This window comes from Rhizobium sp. 32-5/1, from assembly GCF_029537235.1.
Lineage (GTDB): Bacteria > Pseudomonadota > Alphaproteobacteria > Rhizobiales > Rhizobiaceae > Pararhizobium.
The window spans coordinates 120,854-134,716 of the sequence record NZ_CP120638.1 but is presented as its reverse complement, the minus strand read 5'-3'; the positions used below and the strand labels follow the sequence as shown (position 1 = coordinate 134,716).

Sequence of the window (13,863 nt, the reverse complement as noted above, 5' to 3'; positions counted from 1 at the left end):
ATGGTGATCAGGCGTCCGATTTTTTCAGGCGACGCCAGTGCTCTCCCATGATCGCCGCTATTTCCCGAACGGCCTCATCCTCTATGTCTGAGAAGGAGCACCCCACCCGAACAGATGCGTCTTCAACCGGAGTACAGCGGCCTCAAATTCTGCTTCCGCGTCCGTCGCAAACAACATTTCTGTGTTCGTCCACGCGCTAGACTCGCCATCGGTGATAGAAGGTTGCATTGGTATCTCCAGAAGCCACTTACAAAATGGTCATGGCAACTCAACTGTCAGTCAAGCGCATGCCGTTGGCCTGCGATGGAATTGGCCTGCCGGGTCATTACGGGCGGATCGGTCTACGAAGTTAACCTTTCCTGAGGCTCAGCTGCTCCCTCATTCCCTGCTACATCCTTATCGATCAGCTCCCGCAATCTGTCAGGCGTCAGCGATCCCGCCGCAATCAGCCCGGTCGTCACCTCATCGAGGAGCAACCTCTGCTCCATGAGAATCGCCATAGCCCGCTAATATTGCTCCTGCAGCGTACAATGGACCCGTTCAGAGAGCTGGCGGTCGTAAAGACGTACAGCCCCATGCGTTAAGGTTTAAAGCTCGATCACAAAGCCGGGGCGATACCCGGTTTTGCCTCGTTCGTGCCGATAGCCGAGCGGGTTGCAGATCACCCTCGTTTGTCCTTCGACGTAATCGTGGAATTGATGGATATGGCCGTGAATCCAGATATCCGGTCGCCCAGCTCGCATGACGTCAGTGAGATCGCTGGCAAAAGCAGCGTTGGTAGGATCACCTTTGTACTGCTCGATCAGTGATCGTGGAGACGGCGCATGGTGCGTTAGAATGACGGTCTTGCCAGGCCAGGATTTTGCCATTTCCGCAGAGATGAACGCCTTGCTCTCTGAATGTCTGGCGATGATCTCTTGGCTCGTGATGAGCCTGGGCATTCCCTCACGAAACGGAGGAGAGCCAAAGATTTCGCGGAAATCAAGCATGCTCCGTCGGCAGAAATACACAGCGGCCTCGATTCGGTCAGCAAGCGGCAACTCGTTATCTACGCCCCAAGGAACCTCATAGTCGGTCCAGAGCGTCGCACCGATGATCCTGACATGATCGATTTCGAGCGTTTCGTTTTCCAGTATACGGATGTTGCCGTCGTTCATGTCTTCGCGTGCGGCCGATAGGGCACCATTGATAGTGTTACCGTAATAGTCGTGATTCCCGAGTACGACGACGACCGGCATTGTTGGAGCAATCCACCGCTTCAGGAATTCGAGGCCGAGTTCAAGGAAGCCAGAAATATCGCCCGCGCAGACACAGATGTCGGCTTGTGGGATGTCAATTTCGGCTGTCATATCGGCATGCGTGACGTGCATGTCACTGATGACCCATGCTTTCATAGGTGGTGACCTTTTCAAAATATCGGAAGAGCTGTGGTGTGAGGTGCCAGAGCACCGTTGGCGGTGATGACCAAAAGTTTCAGGCAACCGTTGCTATGGGCGGCTGGAGCCCAAGTTTGGTCGCCATCTCCGTAACCTGATCGGCTGTCACTTTGCCCTTGGCCACCAATTCGTCGGCAATCCGGTCGACAAGTTTCTGGTAAGTGCGGATGACGTGCTTTGCCCGTTCAAACTCGGATTGGAGGACGTCATCAACCCAACGGGAAACGCTTGCATCTTGGGATCGAACCTTTTCAAGTTCCGCATCATTCTTCGCCAGGCTGTGGCGAAGGCGGTTGCCCATTCCCATCCTAGTCTGCAACAACGTCGCAATCCGCGTCGCCTGCGCGAGATCAGAATGCTCTCCAGCTCCGGAGCCGTCACTGACAGCGCCCAAGCACACTTCCTCAGAGGCCATCCCGGCAAGTAGGACCGCAATCTGGTTTCTATAGGTTTGCGTCGTCCGGTACGCCACGTTCGGAAGTTCGTAGTAAACGCCACCACCCTGTACAGTTTGGTTGTCGTTTCGAGTGAAATCGATAATCATGGCACCATGAAATCGGCCGTGCTTGAGGGTCGTGGCAACAACGGTGTGGCCCGCCTCATGCACGGCAAGCGCTCGCCGAAGTTCACCCGTGATCGGCACAAGTTCCGGCAAAGCACTGACAATATCGTCAGGAGTTACTTTACGCTTGGCACGCCGGGCCTGTCGCTTTGCGTCACGAGCCACCTTTGCAAGGTCGGCTCCTGAGAAGCCACTCGTCGCAACAGTCAGGCTGTTGTAATGCTTTTTCGGAAATTTCTGGCCGAGCATTTGTTGCAGAATTGCGATCCGATCTGATGCAGTCGGCAGTGGAATAGCCACGTGTCGATCCAGTCGACCTGGCCGTAGAATTGCCGGATCAATGCGGCTGACGTCGTTTGTCGCCCCGATTACAACTACGCCTTCACGTCCGTCGAGCCCGTCCAGATGTTCGAGAAAACCATTCACCACCTGCGTGCTGTAGTCTTTGTTGTCTGCCGAGAAGGAATTGCGGTCGCCAAAACTGTCCAATTCGTCGCAGAACAGAATGCAGGGTGCACTTTCCTTCGCCTTGTCAAAGTCACTTCTCATGGCCCTCAATAAGTCACCAAGGTGACCTCTTGCCTGCCATCTGGCCAAAGATGCCGCAATGATCGGAACGTTGCATTGCCGGGCAAGGGCGGCAGCAAATTGCGTTTTTCCGACGCCTGGCGGTCCCGACAGAACAATCCCAGTGTCGACTTCCGACCAATCGATCTTGCCGCGCTGCCAATCGATCAGGTCCTGGGCAAGCTCAAGCCCCATTCCTTTGCTGCTCCGTAGCCGTACATGTCCTGCAACGGCGGAAGGCCTTCCCTCTTGTCCCCGGATTGTTTGACACCGAGGTCGGGCGCTTCTGCCAATCGCGCCAGCGCATTCCTGATTGGACGACCGCGCCGTAAGGCAGCCCAAACGTGCGGCAACGGATAAGACATCGCGGCTTCCGCTTCGGAGGGAGTGACGTCGATCTGATAGGCGATCCGGCAACCAATCCGAAAGTCCATCGTCGAAATCGACGGAATGTCGACTTCGATATCGACACCCAGCATGACCTGGATTGGGACTTCAGCGCCCTGTTCCCTGAAAATGAGAAGCCGTCTCTTTCGGCTGCAGTCGCCTTCCAGCCTCTTGATAATGGTCCTTGGCTTATCGGCAGCTGCGATCATCACGTAGGCCATATCGTCCCGATCAGCGGACAGCTGAAGCAAGAGGCTTGCGGCGCATGCATCGTAGTCCTCGCCAGATCGATCTGACGGCACGTTCAGCAAAACTACGCAGTCAGAGCCTCCAATAAAATCAGGAGCCTTCCTGAGGGCACGTCTAAGCGTGCAGTACAACGCGGCGTCCTGCGGCGTTTTCAGATGTTCCATTGATTTAGGCACAGTTATCCTCCTCGCAGCCTGAGGCGCGAACTTTGAACAGGGAATGTGTGTGATAGGCTTAGCCGCGATAGCGGCGAACAACGGTCTCGGGTCCGATGAGCGCAGTATCGAGATCGATCTCAATGAAACGCTCGACGGCCATATTTGCCAGGCCGCGTATCGGTTTGGTTTCCTGGAATACGGTGAGGCTCTCAGCTAGGGTTAAGGACGATTGCTGATCCAGAACGGACAGCAATCTTACCCGATCCCCAAACTCACCTCACCGCCAGAGCATTGAAGCAAGTCTTTGCAATTTTTCAGACGGATCGGATCGACGTCTCCGCGCGACATCGTCCGGTAGGTGAAGCCTTCTCTGGTGACGGCTTCGGAAACCCATGGAGGTGGGCGTCGCTGCCCAACGGCATCGATCACCAGGACGTCATATGGCCGTTCGGCGACGAAATCGGGAGAATACGTATCAGAACCATGGTGAAACTGCAGAGACCGGCAGTTCCAGCTTGAAACGACGTCATCGAAATCCATCAAGCACGCAACATCGCGAGCCAGCAGGTCCCTGACGGTAAACCGGCCCACACATCGACTGAATTTAAGCTGAGAAGGAATGTTTGCCGACGTACGCGGCGTCCCGTTAAGGGATAACGATTGAATACTCATCTGCACAACTCGAATACACGCGGTTAGTCACAGCCTCCAGCGAGGCGGCGGATCAGCGAGATATTCGTATTAGGCGCAGGGCTGCATTCTTCATGACCGGAACAAATAGAGAACTTCATCGAAGGCGTCAACTGTTTTTTTGCGGGGAGACGACTGTGGAGAACCTGACGGGAGGCAGCCCCCAGCATCATTCATATCTGTTATCGTTCCGCAGAAGGGGAAAGGGTCTTCTCAACCAGTTCCCCTTGCATGCTCTCCGATGCCGCCTCTAGCGGCGTCAGCTTCTGCGAAAGGGGCGCTTTCAGGGTATTCCAAGGCCCAGATTTACAGGCGGCGATAGCGGCACTATTGAATTGCTTGCGCTGCTGCAAGCCTTGCACTGGATTAGGAAAAATGCGGCCGGTTATCCGCCTCATGCTGCGAAGGCTCTGTTCAAAATGAATAATTTTCCGGACCGACTCTAAATCTGCCCCCCGACACCCTTAAACTTTTCAACAAACATCGCAATCTTCTGGAAGACGCTTTGTTTCTTTCTCAGATACTGAGGGTTAAGTGGGCTCATCTTCGGCAATATTGCGTTTAGTTCCGTGCCGTTGTCGGTCGCAAATTCGAGTCTGACAGACGTGGCGATGTAGCGCTTTGCGGCATCGACATTCAGATTTTCAGTGGATATCAGCTCTTCCGCCTCCCGTCGCTGCTCTGCCTGGGCAAAGGAAAAAAGGCATCAATGACAGTGGCCTTATCGCCAATCTTATCAAGATCAGTCTGATTAATGAAATCGACCAACAGGCTTTCTTTTGCCCGGTTGCCTATGCTGGCACGGATCATGCGCCGCACATCCTCAACAAGGGCGGCCTTGTCCTTCACCTTCTTATTGTTTTCGAAAATCTGTTCTAGAATGTAGTCGAGATTAATCTCTTGGGACTTGAGTAGGTCCACCTCAAACACCACGTCGTCCCAATCGACTGTGGATGTATCTATTTCGTTGACCGCTTTTTCTCGGCGCAACCAATCGCGGATGTCGTTGTAGGTTGACCGGTAATCCTGGATTTTTCGTTCTGCTGGAATCTTGATTGCACTCAATGCAGCGAAATCTTGATCACTTAAATGATGCTCAGCTTTGAAGGCTTCCACGGCGTCAGCATCATTTATGTCGATATCCTGCAAGGCTTTCAAGCTTACAAATTCATCGTAATTTTGCAGCACATTTTCGACGCGTAAATATTCGCCGAACAGCTTGGAGAAGTATTTTTTGTCACTCTCTTTGACAATCTCATCAGGGTTTGGGAAGCGCTGTTCCAGCTCTGTCACCACGTCCACAAAACCGCGTCGCGCATCACCGGTAACGAGATCGGTGAAGCCTTCCATGTATTCCTTGTAGCTCTTTTCTAGGACAACGTTTTTGGTGTTTTTGTCTCCAAACAGCGTGATGGCATTCACGGTTGCCTCTTCCAGATCACGGAAGGTAACAATGTTGCCGAAGGTTTTGGTGGCGTCGTATATTCGGTTGGTCCGCGAATAGGCCTGTATAAGGCCGTGGTAGCGAAGGTTCTTGTCGACGAATAGGGTGTTAAGGGTAGGAGCATCGAAGCCGGTTAAGAACATGCCGACGACGATCAGCAAGTCGACTTCCTTGGCTTTAACGCGCTTTGCCAGGTCGCGGTAATAGTTCTGGAAGCTGTTGCTATCCACGCTGAAATTGGTCTTGAAAAAGGTGTTGTAGTCGGCAATCGCTGCGCTCAAGAATTCCTTGGCGCTCGTATTCATGGCCGACACATCAAAGCTTTCATCCTGGATGTCGCCAACTGCGTCCTGTTCTTCGTTGGCGGCGAACGAGAATATCGTTGCAATTTTTAAAGGCTTTTCACTGTCCGCCTGGAGCTTATTCAGGGCCTCGTAAAATAGCTTAGCCGCGTTCACGCTGCTCACTGCAAACATGGCATTGAAGCCCCTGTTGCCACCTTGCAGACGATGGGTTTTCTGGCGAAAATTGTCTAACACGTATTGCGATATTTCCCGGATACGATCCGGGTGCAGCAGGGCCTTCTTGTTTTCCGCTGCATTGAGCTTTTTTCATCCTGCTCAGATTCAATTGCCTTAAATTGTGGGCGGACATCATTATAGTCCACCTTGAATTTCAGCACTTTTTCGTCCCGGATGGCGTCGGTGATGACATAGGAGTGAAGCTCACGGCCGAAAACACTCGCCGTTGTTTCAGCACCCAAAGCATTCTGAGGGAAGATTGGCGTTCCCGTGAAGCCAAACTGATAAAAGCGCTTAAATTTCCTTTTCAAGTTCTTCTGCGCTTCCCCGAATTGACTCCGGTGGCATTCATCAAAAATGAAAACCACTTCTTTGTCATAGACGGGTAGGTCGCCTTCGCTCTTCATCAGGTTGTTGAGCTTCTGGATTGTCGTGACGATAATCTTGTTGTCGCCTTTATCAAGATTACGCTTTAATCCGGCGGTGCTGTCAGAACCATTCACGCTATCCGGTGAAAAGCGCTGATATTCCTTCATGGTCTGATAATCGAGGTCTTTTCTGTCCACGACAAAAAGACCTTTTCGATGAAATCAAGTTCGGTTGCCAGACGTGCGGCCTTGAAGCTGGTGAGTGTTTTGCCAGACCCGGTCGTGTGCCAAATATAGCCGCCGCTGTCCGGCTTGCTCCAATTTTTGGCTTCATGTGAACTCTTGATCTTCCACAGAATGCGCTCGGTAGCGGCAATTTGGTAGGGTCGCATCACCAATAGCGTATCGCTTACATCGAAGACGGAATAACGCAGTAGCACTTTCAGCAACGTATCTTTTTGGAAGATTGTGGCTGTAAAGTCCTTCAGGTCTCTAATCAGCCCGTTATCGGCCTTCGCCCAGTTCATGGTGAAGTCGAAGCTGTTTTTATCGCGGCGTGTAGTGTTCGCAAAATAGCGGGTGTCGGTGCCGTTCGATATAACGAAAAGCTGAACGTATTTGAAAAGTGATTGCTCGCTGTTGAAGCTCTCCTTGCTGTAGCGGTGTAACTGGTTGAAGGCTTCGCGAATGGCAACGCCACGCTTTTTCAGCTCAATCTGCACCAGTGGCAACCCGTTCACCAAAATCGTCACATCGTAACGATTGGCGTGTGTGCCGGTTTGCGCAAATTGCTTGATCACCTGCACTTTGTTGCGAGCAATGGTCTTCTTGTCGAGCAGGTAGATGTTTTGGATATGGCCGTCATCAAAGACGAAATCGTGGATGTAGTCGTCGTGAATTTTGCGGGTTTTGTCTGTAGCGGTGTCGCTAGGCCTGTCCAGATAGGTTTCTAAGAAACGCACCCATTCCCCATCTTCAAAGCTCACACTGTTCAAGGTTTGCAATTGCTGGCGGACGTTTGCCAAGAGGGATTCAGGCGTGTTGAGCTTTGCTAGCTCGTAGCCCTGAGCTTGCAAATCCTGGACAAGCTCACGCTCCAAATCGCCTTCGCTCTGATAGCTATCGCGAGCTTCCCATTCCCTGACGTATTTATCCAGAACGATAAAATGCTTCGATTCTGCGAGTGGTGTGGTCTGCTCAACCATTCTGCACTTCCTGCTTCGCCCAGTAGCCATAATTTTTGGTTAAGTTGTCGAGCAAGAGCTTAACGATTTGTTTTTCGGGTTCGGTCGGTTCTGCCACCTCTTCACTGGAAAGGGTGCGATGGCTGTTGAAAGTGATAATGCGCTTTAAATATCCTTCCTTATCACCGGGGGCCGTGTCCAGAAGGTCGGTCCATTGCGCATAACCTAAGAAGTTTGCCGTCTTTTCGTAGAGGTTTCGTAGCAGGGTGAAGTGATATTTCTCCACCCGATTGGCGGCAATCGCCTGCTCAAGCGTGTGCTTTAAATATAGGTGGTAGGAAAAGCTCTTGTTGGAATCGCCATCCTTTTTTGTCAGCTCAAAACTTCCGTCTTCAAGTCGTTCCAGCAGGTAGCAGGCCTTATTCTTCACCTCATTGAAAAGCACGTTGTAAAAAAGCGGGCTGTGCGTGGTGATGATAAACTTCAGATCAGACTGGCTGGATTTGATCACGTCTGCCAGATTAACCGCCAGCTCGATTAGGTGGTTCTCGTCTAGAGAGCTGACCGGATCATCGATGAACACATATTCGAGTTTATTGAATTGATCGGTTTCGCGCTCTCCAGGTTCGGGGACATTGAGAATATTGATCACCTGATCTAGCAGCGTCGAAAAAATACTCCAGATAAAATTACTTTCTTCACCTTTTGAGATTTTCAAGGATTCTGAAAGCTCATCGGTCCCGCGTTCAAAAGAGAATTTCACTTCTGAAAACGCTTTTATGACGATGTCTTTTCCGCCCTTGACTTTGATGTTGTATTCTTCGTTGAAGGTCGGCGTCAGTTTGTTGTCGGCGTATCGCTGAAAACTGGCGATGACGTTTTGATCTTGCCCTTGATCTTTTAAAATCCAGTCGGTGAAAGCGTTTGGCTGAATCATCATTTTGGGTTCTGCATCGAGCGCGAGGTCATTGTCCCAATAAAACAGGTCCTCAGTAAAAGCGTTGTAGTAGAGGATTTTGGTACGGGTTGGCTCCTCCAACGCTTCATCTTCCGCATCGCCGTTCTTTCGCGCAATCAGGTTCTTGAATTCCCGTGAAAGTCGTGTCTTCCCCGTGCCATTAAAGGCATAGATCAACTGCACCTTCTTGTTGGCGTTTCTCAATTCCTCCGCGATTTCGTCGAGTTTTTTCCCATCGCTATGCGGCCATCCCCTCTGGCTTCGGGAACCTCAACATCAAATCGCGATAATATACATACTGCTTCTGCCGCAGCTCAATTTCGCGTGGTAGGCCTTCGCTGATCGACGTAGTCAGGGTGTCGAATTTTTCGAGGATGTCGGCGATGCGGGTTTGTTCGGCAATCGATCTCTTGAGACTCGCAGCATGAGGAATTGGGATTCTAAGTTTCTTCAGCTCTCCTGAAGTAATGAGCGGTTGCCCTCCGCCCTTTGCGTATTGCCTTAGGTTCATTTCCGTGAGGATATAGAAGAGGAACTTTAAACTGTAATCTTCTTTCACGTTGACGATGATTGTGTTGTCCGAAACATCATATTTTCCATCCGCAATGTGGACATATCCAGCATTTGCTCCAACTCTGGCAACGAGTATTTGTTTTCCCTCGTGGGCATAGGAGTCTGTTTGGGCGATCACGCCTGTTGATCCGAAAACCGGGTAATTGCCTTCAGCAGACCTCTTCTTATTCGTTCCAGACGAAACGAAATTGCAGATACTACCCAAACTCTTCCACTCCACGTCAACTTCATCAAAATTCAAAAGATGGTCGCGATAGTAGTTGTATTGCTTCTTCCGAGCCGAAAGTTCTGCGGTAAGTGCTGCGGTAAGTTCTGCGGTAATTGCTGTGAACGTGTCCAAGATCTGCACGATGTCTGCCTGAATCGCCAGCGATTTCTCCGGACTTTCGGGGCATGGAATGGGGATTGAGAAGGCCTTCACAATGGCATCAGAGATCGCCGGATAAGCAGCGCCACTTTGCCTTTCTTCAACGTAGCTCTTGAACTCGCTAGAGGAAATGCAATGCAAAATCCATTTTGGTAAGACCTCTCCCTTCTTCGCCCTAAGAACACAATAACCTGTGCTTGCAACCTCGCCTGCATACTCCTCGTCGATAAGACAATATCTTTGTTGTGATGGGCGTGTGGTAGCAAAGATCACGTCATCCTGTTCCACAAGCTTTTGCGCTCGACTAGGTGCATTCTTGGCATCTATTTCTGTTGTCTGTGTGATGCACTTTGTTTCAATGCTGACAGATGTCAGGTCGATGTAGCGGTATGTGCGTTCTGTATCCCGCCATCTAATGTTGCTCGTTGACATGGTCACATCAGCCAACGGTTTCCATTCAACTTCAGCACCATCTAGTAGCTTAATTAAGTAATCCAGGCCGCTCATGCCTCAAGCTCCGCAACGATGGCGTCAATCTCCGCACGCAATTTGGCGATTTTTTCTATCGTATTTTCTAACTCTGCATTTAATTCTTCTATGTTTACAATCTCACGATTGTCTTTGGTGTCCACATAGGCGCTGACAGCGAGATTGTAGTCTTTGGCGACGATGTCGTCATAGGCAACCGACTGCGCGAAATGTGCAATATCGCCCTTGCTATCGAAGGCCCGCATGATCTGTTGAATGTGACCGGGATTGGCGGCATTCTCATCGTCGGTCAGCGAGTTGTTGTTCGTTCCTTTCTTGAACAGGCCACTCGCATCAATAAATTGGGTTTTGGTGTCAGTCTTGTGCTTGGAGAGAACCAGAATATTGACGGCAATGGTAGTGCCGTAAAACAAGTTTGGAGCCAGTGAAATCACGCTCTCAACAAAGTTATTGTCGATAAGATATTGCCGGATTTTCTGTTCAGCTCCGCCTCTGTAAAAAATACCAGGAAAGCACACAATCGCCGCACGACCCTTGGCAGATAGATAATTAAGCGCATGCAGCACGAAGGCAAAATCTGCCTTAGATTTTGGGGCAAGTACACCTGCCGGAGCAAAGCGATCATCGTTGATCAGCGTCGGGTCGTCAGAGCCTATCCATTTGACCGAATAAGGAGGGTTGGAAACGATAGCATCGAATGGTTTTTCGTCGCCGAAATGCGGCTCGATCAGAGTGTTGCCTAGCTGAATATCAAACTTGTCGTAGTTGATATTGTGAAGGAACATGTTCATTCGGGCCAGGTTATAGGTCGTGTGGTTGATTTCCTGGCCGAAGAAACCTTCCTCAACAATGTGCGCGTCAAAGTGCTTCTTTGCTTGCAGTAGCAGGGAGCCTGAACCACATGCCGGGTCGTAAATCTTGTTCACGCTCGTTTGCTTGTGCATCGCAAGCCGTGCAATCAGCTTTGAAACATGCTGCGGAGTGAAAAACTCTCCACCAGACTTTCCAGCAGTGGCTGCGTAGTTCGAAATTAGGAATTCGTAGGCATCACCAAACAGGTCGATTTGGTCGCCATGAAATTCGCCGAATTTCAGCTCCGCAACGCCCTTGATAACAGCTGCCAATCGAGAATTTTTGTCTTTCACTGTGTTGCCGAGGCGGTTGCTGGTCGTGTCAAAATCGGCAAACAAGCCCTTGATGTCAGCCTCTGAAGGGTAGCCGCTTGCGGACCCCTCAATTCCGTCAAAAATCTTTTTCAGGTCTGTATTCAGGTTCTCATTGTCTTTGACGTTTTTCGCAACATTGGAAAACAGTTGGCTGGGGTAGATGAAATACCCCTTTGTCTTGACCGCATCGTCCTTGATTTCAGGCGTGATCACGCTGTCTGGCAGCTCCGCATAATTGATGCTTTCATCGTCGGCCTCGATATAGCTGGCGAAATTCTCACTGATGAAACGATAGAAAAGGGTGCCAAGCACATATTGCTTAAAGTCCCAGCCATCGACCGCGCCGCGCACCTCGTTAGCGATCTGCCAAATTCGGCGTTGTAGCTCGGCACGTTGTTCGGCGCTCGTCATGCTTTCTTTTCCTTTTATTTCTGCTCTTGCTCAGCGATCCAACGTTTAATTTCTGATCTGCGAAAACGCCAAGACCCGCCAACCTTGAACCCTGGAATACGGCCCTCCGACACAAAGCGATAAGCTGTCTTCTCAGCAATTTTTAAATAGCTGGCCAACTCTTTGATCGTAAGAATCTCATCGTCCGACATCGCAGCCCGAATCCAAATAGGGGAACTGTGAGGAAAATAATGGAAGATGGGGATAGCGCAAGCTATATGTGGGGGACGCGGCCAAGCGGTCCAGTGTGAGGTTTTCCTGCCGTTTTCCTGAGACTGTTTGTCCACTGGCCATCAAAAAATGCCAGAACTGTAGGGCCTTGGATGGCTGAGCGCCAGCGCGGTCCTCGTCGAGTGATCAATTTCGATGACTAAGAGAATTTGCAGATCGACATTGAAAAGGTTGGTCGCCACTGCAATATGCAACTAGCGAATTTCCGAGGATCAGGATGACAGACCCGCATGTAGTTGTTGCTTCGACTGTAGCTGCGGCGCAAGCTGCAGCAGCAGTGACGCCCAGGACCGTCGAGCAAATCGATAAATTCGGCACAGATGTTGCCAAGACTATCCGATTGCTGCTTTTCCCCTTTCAGCTGACGAGTGCTTTGCAGGACCGCCTCGAACGATACATCGACCGCTCCATTCGGCAGGTGCCGGAAGTACGCCGGATCGAACCCGTCGAGTCTTTGGCTTATCCAATCGTTGAAAAGCTGCGTTTCCAATCAGAACATGATCCGATTACGGAGCTGTACATCCAGCTGCTCTCAAGGGCCATGGATCGTGAGCGTGTTGGAGAGGCACACCCCGCGTTCTTCAGTGTCATCACTCAGATGGCTCCTGACGAGTTGATTTTCCTCCACGATTTTGCAAGCCGAGATGAGACTGTGATCATGTCCCCCGTTGGGAAGAAGGTTTATCCAAATCCGGAATGGAGAAAATCTCGGCTCGATAAATGCGAGCTGTCGGCCGAGTTGAGGCAAGAAATCGAGGATGAAACCTTCCGATACGAGGCTTTAAGCCAGCCGGAACTCTTCCCGGTTTACCAGGAGCATCTTCAACACCTCGGACTGATTGAATATCACAATGAACTGGCAAGGCACTACCGCGAGCTGGAGCTGAAGGTTCGCGATGACAGTGACCTGACGGTCTTTTCAATGAAGGTCACCAATTTCGGCCGCCTTTTCCTTAAGGCCTGCGCGAAGGACGTTTCGAGTGCCCATTCGACGTCTGACCTATCATCTCGATGATTTCAGACAGGATATCGTGCCAACGGGTGAGAGAAAATGATGGAACCTTGCGTTGTATGCGGAAGTGCAGCCGAGATCGGCAGTAATGGGGATGTCCGCCAATATCTCTGCGACCGCTGCGGACCATTCCATATAACAGGCAGCGCAGTCGCCGTCTTGAAGGGCCGCACTCAACCAAGCGGGACCGTCATCGACCTCATCGTGGCTAAAGTCAGTCACTTTATTCGCACGCATACGGCCGAGGGAGCTTGGCTGGAGATCGATACAGCTCTAGTTGAAAAAATGGTGGCACAGAAGCTCCCTCGCCAAATCAGCAGATTGAAAACCTTCTGCGCTGGATGGCAGAACAGGTGGGTGAAGACCATCTTGCCGCCTTGGAATTCTCGCCGATGGACGTTTGCGCTATAATGGGAGCCGCCTCAGAAGATAGTGCTGGCGATCTCATAGATGAGGCAGCAAATTCCGGGCTGATCCAATTGGTTTCTGATGATTGCTATCGACTGACCAAAGCAGCCTGGGATCGGGTGCCCGAGTCCGAGCCGCCCCAAATATCCCGGCAGCAAAATGGCGAGTTCGTCGACAGCGCCCGGATGGCTGAATTACGCGCAGTTTCGGGCAGTCAGTTCGACCTTACACGTCTCGTTAGAATGTGCGAAGAGATCAACAGTGCCTGGGGAGCCGGTAACCTGATATCGGTTGCGATGCTTTCGAGGGCTATCGTGGATCACGTTCCGCCAATATTCGGCCACGCCAATTTTTTGCAGGTTGCCAGTCAAGCTTCGTCACGATCAATTAAGGGCTCATTCGAACATATTCAGACTGGGCTTCGTCACATTGCCGACGGTGTGCTCCACACACACATCCGTCGACGAGAAGCACTTCCGACCGTCACACAGGTCGATTTTCGACAAAGCCTAGATGTTCTACTGAGCGAAGTGGTTCGAACCCTCCGCCCATAATTCGGAACTGGAGAAGAGTCGTGTTCTGCTGATCAAGATCGGACCGGGCGTCTTGGGCTTATCGGTCCGGTATCAGGTCGCGAGGCGAC

The 13,863-nt window shown here is 51.1% G+C and carries 11 protein-coding genes and 3 pseudogenes; 2 read left to right on the top strand and 12 right to left on the bottom strand.

Annotation, left to right across the window (positions count from 1 at the left end; all coding sequences use genetic code 11):
- Window positions 1-587: 587 nt before the first annotated feature.
- The 12 genes and pseudogenes from P6U16_RS00675 to P6U16_RS00620 all read right to left on the bottom strand — a co-directional run bounded on the left by P6U16_RS00675 (window position 588) and on the right by P6U16_RS00620 (window position 11,721).
- Window positions 588-1,394: a metallophosphoesterase gene (locus tag P6U16_RS00675; protein ID WP_277702234.1), complete on the bottom strand. Its 807-nt coding sequence runs from the start codon at window positions 1,392-1,394 to the stop codon at window positions 588-590.
- A gap of 79 nt (window positions 1,395-1,473) precedes the next feature.
- On the bottom strand, window positions 1,474-2,760 hold the full coding sequence (locus P6U16_RS00670; protein ID WP_277702233.1) for an AAA family ATPase: 1,287 nt from the start codon (window positions 2,758-2,760) through the stop codon (window positions 1,474-1,476).
- Complete coding sequence (locus P6U16_RS00665; RefSeq protein ID WP_277702232.1) at window positions 2,733-3,365, bottom strand: hypothetical protein; 633 nt, start codon at window positions 3,363-3,365, stop codon at window positions 2,733-2,735. The genes P6U16_RS00670 and P6U16_RS00665 overlap by 28 nt, the downstream gene beginning before the upstream one ends.
- Window positions 3,366-3,435: 70 nt before the next feature.
- Window positions 3,436-3,612, bottom strand: a complete 177-nt coding sequence (locus tag P6U16_RS00660) for a hypothetical protein (RefSeq protein ID WP_277702231.1) — start codon at window positions 3,610-3,612, stop codon at window positions 3,436-3,438.
- Window positions 3,613-3,614: 2 nt separating this feature from the next.
- The gene (locus P6U16_RS00655; RefSeq protein WP_277702230.1) at window positions 3,615-3,899 is read right to left on the bottom strand and encodes a hypothetical protein; all 285 of its coding nucleotides are present in this window, start codon (window positions 3,897-3,899) and stop codon (window positions 3,615-3,617) included.
- 592 nt (window positions 3,900-4,491) lie between these two features.
- Window positions 4,492-5,399 (bottom strand): annotated as a pseudogene (locus P6U16_RS00650) (hypothetical protein).
- A 626-nt stretch (window positions 5,400-6,025) separates the two neighbouring features.
- A pseudogene (locus tag P6U16_RS00645) lies at window positions 6,026-6,774 on the bottom strand (HsdR family type I site-specific deoxyribonuclease).
- A 216-nt stretch (window positions 6,775-6,990) separates the two neighbouring features.
- Window positions 6,991-7,587, bottom strand: a pseudogene (locus P6U16_RS00640) (type I restriction endonuclease); the annotation flags it as partial.
- A complete protein-coding gene (locus tag P6U16_RS00635) occupies window positions 7,580-8,707 on the bottom strand; it encodes an AAA family ATPase (RefSeq protein WP_277703951.1) in 1,128 nt (375 codons plus the stop codon). The pseudogene P6U16_RS00640 and the gene P6U16_RS00635, both read right to left, overlap by 8 nt.
- Before the next feature lie 55 nt (window positions 8,708-8,762).
- On the bottom strand, window positions 8,763-9,971 hold the full coding sequence (locus tag P6U16_RS00630) for a restriction endonuclease subunit S (RefSeq protein ID WP_277702229.1): 1,209 nt from the start codon (window positions 9,969-9,971) through the stop codon (window positions 8,763-8,765).
- On the bottom strand, window positions 9,968-11,530 hold the full coding sequence (locus P6U16_RS00625; RefSeq protein ID WP_277702228.1) for a type I restriction-modification system subunit M: 1,563 nt from the start codon (window positions 11,528-11,530) through the stop codon (window positions 9,968-9,970). Before P6U16_RS00625 ends, P6U16_RS00630 begins: the two co-directional genes overlap by 4 nt.
- A gap of 14 nt (window positions 11,531-11,544) precedes the next feature.
- Window positions 11,545-11,721, bottom strand: coding sequence for a helix-turn-helix domain-containing protein (locus P6U16_RS00620; protein ID WP_168324014.1), 177 nt, complete (start codon window positions 11,719-11,721; stop codon window positions 11,545-11,547).
- Window positions 11,722-12,017: 296 nt separating this feature from the next.
- On the opposite strand from P6U16_RS00620, the gene P6U16_RS00615 reads away from it, so the two are divergent.
- Window positions 12,018-12,815, top strand: coding sequence for an Abi-alpha family protein (locus tag P6U16_RS00615; RefSeq protein ID WP_277702227.1), 798 nt, complete (start codon window positions 12,018-12,020; stop codon window positions 12,813-12,815).
- A 338-nt stretch (window positions 12,816-13,153) separates the two neighbouring features.
- Entirely contained in the window at window positions 13,154-13,774 is a 621-nt protein-coding gene (locus P6U16_RS00610) for a hypothetical protein (protein WP_277702226.1), read from the top strand.
- Window positions 13,775-13,863 lie beyond the last annotated feature (89 nt).

Excerpts from the sequence above, each read along its gene's own strand:
- P6U16_RS00675 (WP_277702234.1), bottom strand. The coding sequence starts at position 1,394 with ATGAAAGCATGGGTCATCAGTGACATGCACGTCACGCATGCCGATATG.
- P6U16_RS00670 (WP_277702233.1), bottom strand. The coding sequence starts at position 2,760 with ATGGGGCTTGAGCTTGCCCAGGACCTGATCGATTGGCAGCGCGGCAAG.
- P6U16_RS00665 (WP_277702232.1), bottom strand. The coding sequence starts at position 3,365 with ATGGAACATCTGAAAACGCCGCAGGACGCCGCGTTGTACTGCACGCTT.
- P6U16_RS00655 (WP_277702230.1), bottom strand. The coding sequence starts at position 3,899 with ATGGATTTCGATGACGTCGTTTCAAGCTGGAACTGCCGGTCTCTGCAG.
- P6U16_RS00630 (WP_277702229.1), bottom strand. The coding sequence starts at position 9,971 with ATGAGCGGCCTGGATTACTTAATTAAGCTACTAGATGGTGCTGAAGTT.
- P6U16_RS00625 (WP_277702228.1), bottom strand. The coding sequence starts at position 11,530 with ATGACGAGCGCCGAACAACGTGCCGAGCTACAACGCCGAATTTGGCAG.
- P6U16_RS00620 (WP_168324014.1), bottom strand. The coding sequence starts at position 11,721 with ATGTCGGACGATGAGATTCTTACGATCAAAGAGTTGGCCAGCTATTTA.
- P6U16_RS00615 (WP_277702227.1), top strand. The coding sequence starts at position 12,018 with ATGACAGACCCGCATGTAGTTGTTGCTTCGACTGTAGCTGCGGCGCAA.
- P6U16_RS00610 (WP_277702226.1), top strand. The coding sequence starts at position 13,154 with ATGGCAGAACAGGTGGGTGAAGACCATCTTGCCGCCTTGGAATTCTCG.